We start from the raw sequence: 14,494 nt of genomic DNA, 5'->3' as shown, positions 1-14,494 counted from the left end.
GTTGTGGTGAGTTGGGTGGTATGGTTGTGGGATAGAGAAGGTTCTTGAGTTGAGCAGGTCGTGGAGTCTGTGTTTGTGAATGCGTTGGCATAGCTAATGAGCTGATCGTGTGTTTTTGTTAATGATTCTGCATCACCCGGTATCTACACAAGGGGTTTCTTCGGCAGCGCCAGATGTGTATAAGATACAACCACATGTCTCCCCACTGGTGCGCTTGGCAGGTGACCTGAGTCACCGATGTGGCCGGAGTGTGAGATTCGTTTGACAACGTTGTCAAGACTCTGTCATGAAATACACCACCGCGGGAGCCAGACCGGATCATTTTTGCGTTGAATCGGGTTTACAGCCAGCAAACTGGATGGAACTGAGGCTATTAGGTTCAGTTTGGAGGTTGCGACCGGACAAAAAACCAGACAACGCTGCTGCACTGCGTCAGAAACCAGTGGTCAATGACGTCGTCGGCAGCAAGAAAAACTGGCTTGGAAATATTTTTTGTGACAACGTTGTTTCCAGTTGTGACTCGCGGTCTTGCCGCGACCAGCTTCCGGGGACCAGAAGATCAACTTTTGCAGGGGAGTGACAACGTTATGAATGCCGCACCAGATGCCGTCGCCGCGACCGGCAAGTCGCACACCGGTTCCATCGCCATCATCGGCTTGCTGTTTTTTACCTTCGGCTTCGTCACCTGGCTCAACGGCCCGCTGATTTCATTCGCCAAGCTGGCCTTCAATGTCAGCGAAGCCGCCGCGTTCCTGATCCCGTCGGCGTTCTATCTGTCGTATTTCTTCCTGGCACTGCCGTCGTCGGTCATCCTCAAGAAGACCGGCATGAAGAAGGGCATGGCGCTGGGCCTGTTCGTGATGGCGGTGGGCGCGGCGGTGTTCGGCGAATTCACCACCCAGCGCTTCTATCCAGGGGCAGTCACCGGCATCTTCGTCATCGGTGCCGGGCTGGCGATCCTGCAGACCGCGGTCAATCCGTACATCAGCATCCTCGGTCCGATCGAAGGCGCCGCGCAACGGATCGCGGTGATGGGTATCTGCAACAAACTGGCCGGCATCTTCGCCCCGATCGTGCTGGGCGCACTGGTGCTGCACGGCATGGGCGATCTGACCGCGCAGGTGGCCGCGGCCGACGAAGCCGGCAAGCAGCTGCTGTTGAACGAATTCGCATCGCGCGTGCACACGCCGTACCTGGTGATGGCCGGATTGCTGGCGCTGGTGGCGGTTGGCGTGCTGTATTCGCCGCTGCCGGAACTGCGGCCGGAAGAAGCCAATGCCGAAGCCCCGACCGCTGCTGGCGCGCAGGGCAAGCGCAGCTTGTTCCAGTTCCCGCACCTGTGGCTGGGGGCGCTGTGCCTGTTTGTGTATGTCGGCGTGGAAGTGATGGCCGGTGATGCGATCGGCATCTATGGCGAATCGATGGGACTGCCGCCGGATCAGACCAAGCTGTTCACTTCGTTGACGTTGTCGGGGATGTTGCTCGGTTATCTGTTCGGGCTGGTGACGATTCCGCGTTTCATCTCGCAGGAACGCTTCCTGTCGGTATCGGCCGTGCTGGGCGTTTTGTTCACCCTGGGGGCGTTCCTGACCCAGGGCTACGTGTCGGTCGGCTTCGTCGCCGCGCTCGGATTCGCCAACGCGATGATGTGGCCGGCGATCTTCCCGCTGGCGATCAAGGGCCTGGGCCGTTTCACCGAACGTGGTTCGGCGCTGATGATCATGGGCATCGCCGGTGGCGCGGTGATCCCGCAGCTGTTCGCCCACTTCAAGCAGAGTCATGACTTCCAGTGGGTGTTCCTGCTGCTGATGGTGCCCTGCTATCTGTACATCCTGTTCTTTGCCCTGCGCGGACATCGCGCCGGCAAGGCACGCGGCGGCTGATTCGCGCATCATTGGGGCAGTTATCCAGCCATGGCAGATTCCGGTATGCGCAGACCCACCATCAAGGACGTCGCCGAGCGGGCGAAGGTCTCACTCAAGACCGTGTCGCGGGTCATCAACAACGAGCCGTCGGTGATGCAGGGCACCCGCGCGCGGGTGCTGCACGCCATCGCCGAGCTGGACTACGAACCGGACCAGTCGGCGCGCAACCTGCGCAGCGGCACCCCGTTCGTGATCGGCCTGGTCTATGACAACCCCAACGCGTATCACATCATCGGCGTGCAGAACGGGGTGCTGGCGGCGTGTCGCGAAACCGGCTTCGGGTTGCAGATCCATCCGTGTGATTCGACTTCGCCGTTGCTGGCCGAGGAGCTGGCCGAGTTCGTGCAGCGTTCCCGGCTGGCCGGGCTGGTGATGACCGCGCCGATGTCCGAACGCATGGATCTGGTCAATGCGCTGGCCGCGCGCGGGGTCAAGCTGGTGCGGATCATCGCCGCCACCGAAGATCCGCAGGACGGCCATGCCTGCGTCTACGTCGATGACCATGACGCCGCGTACGAAATCACCGAACACCTGATCCAGCTCGGCCACCAGCGCATCGGTTTCCTGTGGGGTGGGCTGGCCCACCGTTCCAGCGTCGAGCGCTACAACGGTTACGAGAAAGCACTGAAGGATTACGGCATCACCGTCGACAAGCATCTGGTGGTGCCGGGCGATTACACCTTCGACGATGGTTTCCGTGGCGCGCGCCGGTTGCTGGCGCTGCGCGAACCACCGACCGCGATCTTCGGTTCCAATGACGAAATCGCCGCCGGCGTGCTGGCCGCGGCCAAATCCGCCGGCATGAACGTGCCCTACGATCTGTCGATTGCCGGTTTCGAGGACAGCCCGTTCTCGAAACAGTCGTGGCCGCCGCTGACCACTGCCAAGCAGGCCACCCAGGACATCGCCAAGCAGGCCGCGCGGCTGCTGATTGCCGGGCTGCGTTCCGACGCCTACGACGACACCTCCACGCCGGTCCACAACCAGGGCTTCGTGCCGCAACTGGTGGTGCGCGGCTCCACCGCGCCGGTCCGCCTGCGCTCTGATCGAAACGACCCACACCATGAATGACGCCGTTGCCCCCGCTTTACCTGCCGCCACCGACACCCTGATGTATCGGGAAGCACAGCAGACCGCCGACGTGGTCGCCGCGCAGTTTGCCCGCAATCGCGACATCATCGGCCACCTGGCCGAAGACCTGCGCCGCAATCCGCCGCTGTTCGTCGCCACCTGTGCACGCGGCAGTTCCGACCATGCCGCCACCTATGCCAAGTACCTGTTCGAGACCCAGCTCGGCGTGGTGACCGCATCGATCTCGCCATCGGTGGGTTCGGTCTACAACATCAAGCAGAACATGAAAGGCGCGTTGTTCATCGTCATTTCGCAGTCGGGCAAGAGCCCGGACCTGTTGCGCAATGCCGAAGCCGCCGCCGATGCCGGCGCCCGCGTGGTGGCGCTGGTCAATGTCGAGGATTCGCCACTGGCGGCGTTGGCCGATGTGGTGATTCCGCTCGGCGCCGGCCCGGAAAACAGCGTCGCCGCGACCAAGAGCTATCTGTGCTCGCTGTCGGCGCTGCTGCAACTGGCGGCGCACTGGAAGAACGACGACAGCCTGCTGGCCGCGCTGGATGCATTGCCCGATGCCCTGCGCGCAGCCTGGCAGTCGGACTGGACGTCGCTGACCGACGGGCTAGTCGATGCCCACAACCTGTTCGTGCTCGGCCGCGGCCTGGGCCTGGCGGCGGCGCAGGAAGCGGCGCTGAAGTTCAAGGAAACCTGCGGCCTGCATGCAGAAGCCTACAGCTCGGCGGAAGTGAAGCATGGGCCGATGGCGCTGGTCGGCCCGGGCTTCCCGGTGCTGTGCTTCGCCCAGCCGGATGAAACCGAGCAGGGCACGCTGGCGCTGGCGCGCGAGTTCCGCCAGCGCGGCGCCGAGGTATGGGTGTCGGCCGAACATGGCGATCCGGCATCGCGGCCAGGGCAGGATCTGGCGCTGGTGCATGCGCCGCATCCGGCCTGCGCGCCACTGCTGACCATCCAGAGCTTCTACAAGGCGATCAACGCGCTGGCATTGCGCCGTGGTTTCAACCCGGACGTGCCGCCCCATTTGAACAAGGTCACCGAAACCGTATGAGCGATTCGACGTTCGCCCTGGTCAATGCGCGGGTATTGACCAATGAAGGCCTGCAACCGGATCTGGCCGTGCTCGTCCGTGGCCGCGACATCGCCGCACTGATGCCCGCCGACGCACTGCCGGCGGACATGCAGACCCGTGACCTCGGCGGCGCGCTGTTGCTGCCGGGCTTCATTGATCTGCAGGTCAACGGCGGCGGCGGCGTGCTGTTCAACAACGCGCCGACGGTCGAGACCCTGCGGGTGATCGGGCAAGCGCATCGGCGCTTCGGTACCACCGGCTTCCTGCCGACGTTGATCAGTGATGATCTCGAAGTGATGCGCGCCGCCATCGCCGCCACCCGCCAGGCCATCGAAGAAGGCGTGCCGGGTGTGCTCGGCATCCATCTGGAAGGGCCGTACCTGGCGCCGTCACGCAAGGGCACCCACAACGCCGACAAGTTCCGCGTCCCCGACGCCGCGGAAATGGATCTGGCCACGTCGCTGGACAACGGCCGTACCTTGATCACGCTGGCGCCCGAGCGCCTGCCGGCCGCGACCATCCGCGCATTGGCCGAGCGTGGCGCGGTGCTGTGCGCCGGCCATACCGCCGCCAGCTACGAGCAGGTGCGCAGTGGCCTCGATGCCGGCATCACCGGCTTCACCCATCTGTTCAACGCGATGTCGCCGCTGCAGGGCCGCGAACCGGGCGCGGTTGGCGCCGCGCTGGAAAGCGATGCCAGCTGGGTCGGCATCATCGCCGATGGTGTCCACGTGCATCCGGCCAGCCTGCGCGTGGCGCTGGCGGCCAAGCCACGCGACAAGGTGTTCCTGGTGACCGACGCAATGCCGCCGGTCGGTGCCGACGACCCCAGCTACGAGTTGTATGGCGAAATCATCACCGCCCGCGATGGCGTGGTCCGCAACGCCGCCGGCTCACTGGCTGGCTCGGCGCTGGATATGCTGACCGCGGTGCGCAACGCGGTGAACCTGCTTGGCGTGTCGCTGCCGCAGGCAGCGCGGATGGCGTCGACCTATCCGGCGCGGTTCATCGGCCTGGGCGACAGCCATGGCGTCATTGCCGCCGGTTATCGCGCCGATCTGGTTGCGCTGGATGACCAGCTCAACTTGCAGGCCAGCTGGATCGACGGCCAGGCATGAGCGCCGCCAATGCCGACATCGGCAAACTGACCCGCCCGCCGCGCTTCGCCTCGGTCGATGCACTGCGCGGCATCACCGTCGCGGCGATGCTGCTGGTCAACAATCCGGGTGACTGGGATCACGTGTATGCACCGCTGCTGCATTCGCAGTGGAACGGCTGCACGCCGACCGATCTGGTGTTCCCGTTTTTCCTGTTCATCGTCGGCGTGTCGATTGCGCTGGGCATCACGCCGCGGGTCGAGGCCGGCGCCGACAGGTCGGCACTGGCCGGTGCGGTCTGCTGGCGCGCCGCCAAGATCATCCTGATCGGCCTTACGTTGCATGCATTGGCTTACTGGTGGCTGGACCGCGAATGGTTCCGGCCGTGGGGCGTGTTGCAGCGCATTGGCATCTGTTTCGCCGTTGCCGGCCTGCTGACCATCCATGTGCCACGGCGCTGGCAGTGGCTGCTGACGGCAGTGTTGCTGATCGGCTATTGGGCGTTGCTGGCCGGCAATGGCGGCTACCTGCCATGGACCAATCTGGCCAGTCGGCTGGACACCACGCTGCTTGGCCCGCTGCTGTACCAGTACGATCCGGCCACCGGTCTGGGCCATGATCCGGAAGGCCTGCTGAGCACCTTGCCGGCGATTGCCAGCGTGCTGCTCGGCATGCGCGCTGGCGACTGGCTGCGTGCAGGCCGCACGCGTGCACTGTGGCTGTTCGCCGGTGCGTTGTTGCTGGCCGGTGTCGCCGCGACACCGGTCATGCCGTTCAACAAGAACCTGTGGACCTCGTCGTATGCCTTGTGGACGGCGGGCTGGGCATGCGTGGCATTGGCGGCGGCGCATGTCCTGATCGACGTGCGCGGCTGGCCGGCACTGGGCCGGCGTTTCGGGGTCAACGCGATTGCCGCCTATGCCGGTTCGTCGCTGATGGTGATCGCGCTGGCGGCGCTGGGCTGGTGGCAACCGATCTACCAGAACCTGTTCGTGCAACCGATGGCGGCGGCTGATCCGCGGCTGCCATCACTGTGCATGGCGCTGGTCTTCGTCGCGGTCTGGTGGCTGCTGGTGTGGTGGATGGATGCCCGCCGCTGGTACCTGAAAGTCTGATCCCGCGGATCAGTTGATGGGTTGGTGGTGGATCAGGAAATCCACCACCTTGGCATCGGACATCTCGCAGGGCCGCAGCCATTGCCGCTGGCCAAGGCGGTAGTAATTGAGGCTGACGTGATCACCGCCGTCCAGGGCCTCGGCGTAGATCTTGCTGCTGTTGCCGGCATTGAAGTCGGTGCGGCTCAGGCCATAGCGGCGGCCCTGGTAAAGCACTTCGCGATAACCCAGCGGCACGCGCGCGATCAGTGCCGCCAGATCGATCTGACCGCCCGCCGCATCGTCGGCACCGGCTTCAGCCATGCGCCAGCAGGTCATGCCAGCGCTTGTAGCGCTGCAGATAGCTGCGGGTATAACTGCACACCGGCACCACCTTGAGCTGCTGGCGCTCGATGTCTTCCAGCACGCGTTCCATCAGCACCGCGGCATGGCCTTGTCCGCGCAGTGCCGCCGGCACTTCGGTGTGTTGCAGGTACAGCACGTTGCCCTCGCGCTGGTAATGCAGTTCCGCCCATTGCCCGGGTGCTACCTGCAGCCGATAGCGGCCGGCATTGGGATCGTGCTCCAGCCGGCCTGGGTCGGCTGCCGGCGTCGGCGCGGCATCGGCCAACGCGGCATCTATCAACGCGACAGCCTGTGCCGGGTCGACATGGAAGTCGTTGAACAGCACCCGGTCATCCTTGCCGATGATGATCAACCAAGGGGTACCGCCGGTGCGGTAATCGGTCATCGTATGCGGCCGCGGCAGCGACTCGTCCTGGGCGAACGGCAGTGCCAGCTGGTAACGCTGCTGCATGATCCGCAACTGTTCCGGCCCGTTGCGTTCGTGGCCTTCGAACACGGTCTGGATCACCCAGAACACCGGCGCCTGCGCCGCATCCTGATAGTGCCGCTGCAGATACTGCAGGGTCGGGAATCCGCGGCTGTGGCAGCCCGGGCACCAGCTCTGGAAGCAGTACATGATTTTCACCTGGCCGGGAAAATCCGCCAGCCGCAGCGGCAGCCTTGGCTGGCCCTGGCCATCAATCCAATGTTCGACGCGCAGTTCCGGCGCCTGTTGGCCGACGATTCCGTAACTCGATAGCATCTGTCACCTCCCTATGGCGTATCGCGATGCCGCCGTGGCCATCGCCTGTCTGAGTATGGCTCGATACTGCGTCCGCTTTTTCGCGCAGGTCAAGCCGTGCAGGCACAAAGGCATCTGAATCACTTATGCTGGAATCACGGAACACGGATCGAAAGGGGACTCCATGACATTGCGCATTTCCACGCTGCTCTGCGGCCTGCTGCTGGCCACGGCGGCGATCACCGCGTCTGCCCAGGAGGTATCGGCACGCGCCCAGGCGCTGCATCAGCAGGCGCTGGTGCTCGACACCCACCTGGATACGCCAGCCAATTTCCCGCGGCCGGGCTGGGACATCAGCGATGACCATTCGCATGACGGCAGCTATTCGCAGGTCGACCTGCCGCGCATGCGCAAGGGTGGCCTGGATGGCGGCTTCTGGGTGATCTACACCGGGCAGGGCGCGCGTGATGCCGAAGGCAACCGCAAGGCGCGTGACCACGGCCTGCTGCGGATGACCCAGATCCACGAAATGCTCGCCGCCCATCCGGATACCTTCGAACTGGCGCTGAGCGCCGACGATGCCGAACGCATCGCCGGCCAGGGCAAGCGCGTGGTCTTCATCAGCATGGAAAACGCCAGCCCGCTGGCCAGCGACCCCAGCCTGTTGAGCGCGTACCACGCACTGGGCCTGCGCATGCTCGGCATCACCCATGTGCTGAACAATGACTTTGGCGATTCATCGACCGACAAGAAGGGCCCGGAATGGAATGGCCTCAGTCCGGCCGGCAAGGCGCTGGTGGCGCAGGCCAACCGCCTCGGCATCGTCCTTGATGGCTCGCACGCCAGCGATCAGGTGGTCGAACAACTGATTGCGTTGTCGAAGACCCCGATCGTGCTGTCGCACACCAGCGCCAAGGATGTGTTCGGCCATCCGCGCAATATCGATGACGCCCTGCTGCGCAAACTGGCCGCCAGCGGTGGCGTCATCCATGTCAACGCCTACGGTGGCTATCTGATCGACATCCCGGCCAACCCGGAGCGCGAACAGGCGCTGCAGGCGCTGGCCGACCAGTACCCGGACGAATCGCAGCTGAGCGAGGCCGACATCGCCGCCATCCTCAAGGCACGCCAGCGGATCGACCAGCAGTACCCGGCCCGCCAGGCCAGCTTCGACGACTACATGCGCCACCTGCTGCATATCCTCAAGGTCGCCGGCCCCGAACACGTGGGCATCGGCGCCGACTGGGATGGCGGTGGCGGCGTGCTCGGCCTGGCCAATGTCGGCGACCTGCCGCGGATCACCCAGGCCTTGCTTGACGCAGGCTACAGCGACGCCGAAATCAAGGGCATCTGGGGCGGCAACCTGCTGCGGGTGCTGCGGGCTGTCCAGGCCGGTGCGGAGCCGGCCGGACAATCGTCCTGAAAACAACAGCTTGCGCCAATCTGAACGGATTGGCGTTCCACCCGCGGAACAATGGGAACTGTTTAACGGGTTAGCAGTCCAATACCCCGACTGCTAAGATGAGCCCCTATGAACCAGACTGCGACTGCCACCGCCCTGGTGGCCAACAACCTCCCGATTCCCAGTGCGCTCGGCTCGCTCGACGCGTACATCGGTGCCGTGCACCAGATTCCGGTGTTGAGCGTCGATGATGAGCAGCAACTGGCCCGTCGCTTCCGCGACGAAGAAGATCTCAATGCGGCTCGTGAACTGGTCCATTCGCACCTGCGCTTTGTCGTGCACGTGGCGCGTGGCTACAGCGGCTATGGCCTGCAGCTGGGTGACCTGATCCAGGAAGGCAACATCGGCCTGATGAAGGCGGTCAAGCGTTTCGACCCCGACATGGGCGTGCGCCTGGTGAGCTTTGCCGTGCACTGGATCCGTGCCGAGATGCACGAGTTCATCCTCAAGAACTGGCGCATCGTCAAGGTGGCCACGACCAAGGCCCAGCGCAAGCTGTTCTTCAACCTGCGCAAGTCAAAGACCCGCCTGGGCTGGTTGAACGCAGCCGAAGTCAGCGCCGTGGCCAAGGACCTCAACGTCTCCGAGCGCGAAGTACTGGAGATGGAGTCGCGCCTGTCCGGTCGTGACATCGGCTTCGATGCGCCGGCCGACGAAGACGAAGAACGCGCACCGCCGTCACCGGCCAACTACCTGATGACCGATGCCGAGGATCCGTCGCAGTTGTACGAGCGTGCCGACAGCGAAGACAACCAGCTGCAACTGCTGCGCGAAGGCATGGCCGGTCTCGACCAGCGTTCACGCGACATCATCAAGCGCCGCTGGCTGGATTCGGAAAGCAAGATCACGCTGCAGGAACTGGCCGACGAATACGGCGTCTCCGCCGAACGCATCCGCCAGATCGAAGCCAACGCGCTGAAGAAAATGAAAGCACTGTTCGCCGCGTAATCAAGCGACAACCGAGCAAACGAAAAGCCCCGGAAACGGGGCTTTTTCGTGTCTGCGGTGTTGACCGGCGGCTCAATGGCTTACAGGGCTGACGCTGGTAGCGACCGCAGGCCATTGCCCACGTGTTAGATCCAGCGCCGTACGGCCTGCTTGTAGGTGGCGTACCGCATTGGAAACCGCGCCGCCAGTTCGCGTTCCTCCGGCACAATCTGCAAGCGGGTGACATAACCGATGAATATAACGACTGCGATGAATCCGGCCAGCTTGCCTTGGCAAACAACCCAGCCCAGCAGCGCCAGCGCATACCCCAGATACATCGGATTACGCGAGTAGCGATACAGGCCCGATGTGATCAGCACGGACGAGCGCTCCGGGTGCAACGGATTGATGGTCGTGCCCAATCGTCGGAACAACCTCTTTGGCCAACCGTTGATCAGCAGCCCCGCAAGCACAAGCAAGCCACCAGTCAACGTCCGCGCCGAAGTGGAACTCGACCCAGGCAGCGCCCAGATCAGAATCGCCAGCACCAGCAGAACAACAGGCGGTGGGATTTTTGTTTCAAGAGCCGAGAGCATCTATCCATCCATCCCGCAGTTGAAAGCAATCCATGTCGTCATCCGGTTTAGCCCCTCGGAAAACCAACAAACTAGCTTGCATGCAATAGCGCTGGCAATGACCGAAACACCGTCACCTTGGGAAAATCCAGATTTCCAGCACATCACGACTGACTACCTGCGTTTGACTCCGGTGACATGCAGCAGACGAGTTCGTTCCAGTCAGCCCCCATCCCAACTGCCGTATCAAGTACGGGGCATGCTCTCCCCGCAAGCAGGGGAAGGAGCTGATCCTGTGCCAATCAACACCACGCAGCTCTCGCCATCGCCGATAACCAGCCCCCTCCTCCGTTTACGGGGGAGGGTTGGGGTGGGGGCGCTCTATTCACCAGTTCAACACCGAAAAATTCCGCAAGAATCAGCCCTCATCCCAACTCCTCGTATCAAGTACGGGGCATGCTCTCCCCGCAAGCGGGGAAAGGGGCCGACCTCGCACCCTAAGCGCCACCCATCCGGCTATCCGCAAACGCAAGCACGCTGAAGCCGACCAGCACACCGTCTGCATCACGCATGAAGCCGATACCAAGCGGTGCAGCCAATCACTCGTGCTGAAGAAAATTGAGCAGGCGCCCAGCCGGGTCCCTGACATGGAAGCGGCGCACGCCCCACGGCTCGCTGGCCGGACCATATTCCACGGCAATATTGGCCCGCTGGATGCGACGCAAGGCCTCATCGAGATCATCCACTTCAATCGACAAATCCGGCACCGGGGTGCCGGAGCCGCCCTCGCTTGCGAAGCTGACCTGCACCCTCATCTGCGCGTCGCCGGCATAGGTGCGGATCCAGCCGTGATCCATGACCAGCTCAAGTCCGAGAATGTCGCGATAGAAGCGGTCGACCTGTGACGGGCCAGCCGTCTCGATATTGGCAATGATTCGATTGACCTTCATCCGTCTCCCCTCAATAGTTCCACTCGATGTGTGCAGGCAACGCCGTGATCAACTTCCGCAGCGTCGCTATCAGCGATTGCGCCGCAGGCTACCACGGCCGGCGATACCGGCCCCTGCGCCAATGGTGGAAGTTCCATTGCCAACCGATCCCCAGGCAGGCAACCGCCGCCGCCGTTGTCGCCGCGGATGCCTGCACTTACCGCTTAGACCAGCCCTTTGGCCATGAACACATTGAAATCGGTAGCGGTGTACTCGGCAAACGCGCCGCTCGGCTCGAAGCCGTTGCGCCGGTAGAGTGCATGCGCCGCTTCGAACGCCTCGCCGGTCCCCGTCTCCAGCAGCAGGCGCGTATATCCGCGTTGCCGGGCGGTGATAACGATGTGATCAAGCAGCGCCTGGCCAACGCCGCGACGCAGGAAGCCGGCGCGGGTGCGCATCGATTTGATCTCGCCCGTGCGTGCATCCAGCTCCTTCAGTGCCGCGCAGCCACACAAAGCTTCGCCATCCCATGCCGTCCAGAACGTCACCGCCGGCGCCCGCAGGCTGTCGACGGCAAGCGCATGCACGTGGCCGGCAGGCGAGTGGCTGTGCATGGCCGACAGGTGTTCGGTGATTAGCGACTGCACCTCGGCGGAGGAGAGGTCATCGTGGTGGATGGTTATGGGCATGGGACGGTTTTCGGGTTGCTGTGGGGTACAAGACCCGGATCAAGCTGCGCAGAGAAACGAAGTTGTTTGAAGGAATCGTTAGTCTTCTAGTCGTGAAATAGACGCGTACATTACGAACTCACCAAAAAGAGTTATTTTGAACACCGCGGCGAGTGGTTCATCGTATGGCACGACCCGGACAACCTCGAATCCGGGACCGCGATTGTATGTGCGGCCGTGTCTATCGAACATCTGTTCTAACGGTTCTGCGTCTTGGGCATTTATGGGGAAAAAGTCCACTTGATGCGGTGGTTCCACAAACTGTCCACTTTCTCGGTAAGTGATTCCTCTGACATTTTTTTCGCAAAAGCGTCGGATGTTATCTGCTGGGATGGGGAAAGCGATCTGATCGCTTATCGGTATGTTCCAGCGCTCACCGAGGCCGGGGTAAATGCCCTCTGTGGGAATATCATTCCCAAACAGAAAAGATCTAAGGACTTTTTCTCTCTTGGCGCGACGTGCAATCCGAGCGCGCTTGCCCTTGCCTAGCGATTCATTTACCGATCGAAGAGCTCGTTCGTAAATTCCTGAGCTAGCGTGTCCTCCTGGGTCGACTGTCATGGCGAGCATGACAAGCAGCTCCTCTTCCAACTTCCCGTAGTCAGAATTGCACTTCTTACAGGTTGGAATCTGCCATTTCTCCAGGTTTGGTGGTGTCGAATCCGGGTACCAAGAACGTGGAAAAACGTGATCCCAGTTTCGTATGCCGAACTGCTTAAGGCAATGAACGCACTTGCCTGGACCGGGCTTCCTTGCCATATGCTTACTCCCGAATGTCAATGCCAGAACCAACTGCATCGCGACAAGGCGTCGGCTTGGATGAATTGTTAGGCCTACAGCCCTGCCAGTTTGATAAGAGATGCAGCCATGATCGCATTGGTCTTGGTGTATGCAGCGGCCACTCGGGTTTGCTGGACGAATTGAACGTTATGCTTCTTGGAGAGTGCGCTAACCCATTGAACAGTCATGCCACTCGTACGACATGCGCAGAAGATGATGTCGCATCTTGCCGCTGTGAAGTCCTTGAGACTTTGTTGCAGGCGTGAGCCAGGGTCGCCTTGAGTTTCGATGCCAACAATTTTCCCTTTAACACCGTGCATTATCATCTTGAGGTCAATTCTCCCGGCCAAAACCTGTACCGTTGCGTTCGGGTACTTAGCCTCAAGGTCACTAATGACTTGCCGTAATGTACTGGTCTTCCCAGAGCCTGCGCGGCCCTGCAATGCGATGACGTGCGACATATTGCTCCTGTAGCCCTAAGGCCTGAATTAAGCCGAGCCGCGAAGCGGGTTCGGCTTGAATAAATTGTTAGATCAGCCGCCTTGCTGTAGCTGAAGGATTAGCTGAGTCAACTGTGGAATTCCGACTGCGACCGTTACGAGATTTGCAGCCGCCCCAAGGCAATCCAAGAGACTTTTGCCAAGCTCATGATCCTTGAGAAATCCTTTGTATTCGGGATCAGTGTAGGCGTGTCCAATAGTTGCTTCTATTCGCTCTAGAATCGGCTCCGCTCCCGTAATGAAGTAGTCATCTAGCGATGAGATCAAATCATGAAGCTGGAGTACGACATATGACTTGAGTCGAGGCGGTAGATCTGAGGCTCTGACTTGATCCAATAGCTCCACGAAGCTTTTTCTCAGTTCCTCAATTTCGCTTTCTTCTAGTCGCTTAGTCTTTATTTGAGTCTCAAGAAGCGTTGAAGCTAATGCGAGATAGTTCATCATGTGTTCGTCGATTCTAGTGATGAATACCTCCCATTTCTCTCCGAACTTATGTGCTGAGAACGCGGCATAGAACTGACTCGAGATGTGGCTCACGACCCCAGGGGCAGTGTCCACACTATTAGATAATGTTGCAGCGATATTCTCTGGCAGGGCAATTACTTTGCCAAGACGAGACAGCAGCAAGGCTGGATTCTTCTTAGTCTGGAGAAGTTGCTCCCATGCATTAACGCTTGCAGTGTTCCGGTCGATGGCTTTAGCCCTGGCAAGAAGCTCGCGCAATCTAGATGCCGCATTGTCGGTTGCCATGATGTGTCTCGGTTGATCTAACAAGTAATAGACCTCGAATTCGAGGTGTGGCACTCGATATTCAGCTGCGTGAATGTCACTGTCAAGCACATTTCGGTGGGAGATGAAGTCGCCTGCCGATGTCGTAAAGTCGTGACCGCATAGACGTCCAGCGACAATCCGTCAATGCATGAATAATGATCGCCATCAGCGGTCAGCCTATTAACGATATCGACACGCTCTCCGCAGTCTTGAAGCCAAGCATCCGCACCGTGGCAGTTGATTGCCCCCAACCGACAACCCAAAACTAACCCAGGCCTACTCGCCAAGCGCCCCTCAATACAAATCCACCGGATCCACATCCAGCGACCAGCGCACTTTGCGTGCTTCCAGTAGTGCCTGGATCCGGGGCAGGGCTTCATCGAGGCGGCGATGCAGGTCGCGGCGCTGGGGGGCGCTGAGTAGTAGTTGGGCGCGGTGGAAGCCGGCGCGGCGGGGCATGGGGG

Annotated in this window: 15 protein-coding genes and 1 pseudogene; 8 read left to right on the top strand and 8 right to left on the bottom strand. The window is 61.4% G+C overall.

Going from position 1 to position 14,494, the window contains the following annotated elements; genetic code table 11:
* The first annotated feature begins 286 nt into the window (after positions 1-286).
* From ABB29_RS16460 to ABB29_RS15390, 6 genes are read left to right on the top strand one after another with little or no spacing between them, the layout of a single operon-like run.
* A complete protein-coding gene (locus tag ABB29_RS16460; protein ID WP_157062692.1) occupies positions 287-580 on the top strand; it encodes a hypothetical protein in 294 nt (97 codons plus the stop codon).
* Between the two features lie 7 nt (positions 581-587).
* Positions 588-1,883 (top strand): sugar MFS transporter, encoded by a 1,296-nt coding sequence (locus ABB29_RS15410; RefSeq protein ID WP_057660644.1) that lies wholly within the window; start codon positions 588-590, stop codon positions 1,881-1,883.
* Between the two features lie 45 nt (positions 1,884-1,928).
* The gene (locus tag ABB29_RS15405; protein ID WP_057660642.1) at positions 1,929-2,996 is read left to right on the top strand and encodes a LacI family DNA-binding transcriptional regulator; all 1,068 of its coding nucleotides are present in this window, start codon (positions 1,929-1,931) and stop codon (positions 2,994-2,996) included.
* Entirely contained in the window at positions 2,989-4,059 is a 1,071-nt protein-coding gene (locus ABB29_RS15400) for an SIS domain-containing protein (RefSeq protein ID WP_057660640.1), read from the top strand. Before ABB29_RS15405 ends, ABB29_RS15400 begins: the two co-directional genes overlap by 8 nt.
* The gene (nagA, locus tag ABB29_RS15395; RefSeq protein ID WP_057660639.1) at positions 4,056-5,198 is read left to right on the top strand and encodes an N-acetylglucosamine-6-phosphate deacetylase; all 1,143 of its coding nucleotides are present in this window, start codon (positions 4,056-4,058) and stop codon (positions 5,196-5,198) included. The genes ABB29_RS15400 and nagA overlap by 4 nt, the downstream gene beginning before the upstream one ends.
* Positions 5,195-6,292: an acyltransferase family protein gene (locus ABB29_RS15390; RefSeq protein ID WP_057660638.1), complete on the top strand. Its 1,098-nt coding sequence runs from the start codon at positions 5,195-5,197 to the stop codon at positions 6,290-6,292. Before nagA ends, ABB29_RS15390 begins: the two co-directional genes overlap by 4 nt.
* A 9-nt stretch (positions 6,293-6,301) precedes the next feature.
* On the opposite strand, the gene ABB29_RS15385 is transcribed toward ABB29_RS15390, so the two are convergent.
* Both ABB29_RS15385 and ABB29_RS16605 read right to left on the bottom strand, forming a co-directional pair.
* Entirely contained in the window at positions 6,302-6,595 is a 294-nt protein-coding gene (locus ABB29_RS15385; protein WP_057660637.1) for a hypothetical protein, read from the bottom strand.
* The gene (locus tag ABB29_RS16605; RefSeq protein WP_211260767.1) at positions 6,588-7,379 is read right to left on the bottom strand and encodes an N-acetyltransferase; all 792 of its coding nucleotides are present in this window, start codon (positions 7,377-7,379) and stop codon (positions 6,588-6,590) included. Before ABB29_RS16605 ends, ABB29_RS15385 begins: the two co-directional genes overlap by 8 nt.
* Positions 7,380-7,542: 163 nt before the next feature.
* On the opposite strand from ABB29_RS16605, the gene ABB29_RS15375 reads away from it, so the two are divergent.
* On the top strand, positions 7,543-8,781 hold the full coding sequence (locus tag ABB29_RS15375; RefSeq protein ID WP_057660631.1) for a dipeptidase: 1,239 nt from the start codon (positions 7,543-7,545) through the stop codon (positions 8,779-8,781).
* A gap of 108 nt (positions 8,782-8,889) precedes the next feature.
* Entirely contained in the window at positions 8,890-9,768 is an 879-nt protein-coding gene (gene rpoH / locus ABB29_RS15370) for an RNA polymerase sigma factor RpoH (protein ID WP_057660630.1), read from the top strand.
* A gap of 125 nt (positions 9,769-9,893) precedes the next feature.
* Here rpoH and ABB29_RS15365 read toward each other — a convergent pair whose 3' ends face one another.
* The 6 genes and pseudogenes from ABB29_RS15365 to ABB29_RS16515 all read right to left on the bottom strand — a co-directional run.
* The gene (locus tag ABB29_RS15365; RefSeq protein WP_057660629.1) at positions 9,894-10,343 is read right to left on the bottom strand and encodes a methyltransferase family protein; all 450 of its coding nucleotides are present in this window, start codon (positions 10,341-10,343) and stop codon (positions 9,894-9,896) included.
* Positions 10,344-10,921: 578 nt separating this feature from the next.
* Positions 10,922-11,272, bottom strand: coding sequence for a VOC family protein (locus ABB29_RS15360; RefSeq protein ID WP_057660628.1), 351 nt, complete (start codon positions 11,270-11,272; stop codon positions 10,922-10,924).
* A gap of 203 nt (positions 11,273-11,475) precedes the next feature.
* Positions 11,476-11,940, bottom strand: a complete 465-nt coding sequence (locus ABB29_RS15355; protein ID WP_057660626.1) for a GNAT family N-acetyltransferase — start codon at positions 11,938-11,940, stop codon at positions 11,476-11,478.
* Positions 11,941-12,812: 872 nt separating this feature from the next.
* Complete coding sequence (locus ABB29_RS15350) at positions 12,813-13,220, bottom strand: hypothetical protein (protein ID WP_057660624.1); 408 nt, start codon at positions 13,218-13,220, stop codon at positions 12,813-12,815.
* Between the two features lie 72 nt (positions 13,221-13,292).
* On the bottom strand, positions 13,293-14,009 hold the full coding sequence (locus tag ABB29_RS15345) for a hypothetical protein (RefSeq protein ID WP_057660647.1): 717 nt from the start codon (positions 14,007-14,009) through the stop codon (positions 13,293-13,295).
* 315 nt (positions 14,010-14,324) lie between these two features.
* Positions 14,325-14,494, bottom strand: a pseudogene (locus ABB29_RS16515) (primosomal protein N'); the annotation flags it as partial.

This window comes from Pseudoxanthomonas dokdonensis, from assembly GCF_001431405.1.
In the GTDB taxonomy this organism is placed as follows: Bacteria; Pseudomonadota; Gammaproteobacteria; order Xanthomonadales; family Xanthomonadaceae; genus Pseudoxanthomonas_A; species Pseudoxanthomonas_A dokdonensis.
This window is presented reverse-complemented; position numbering and strand designations above follow the sequence as displayed.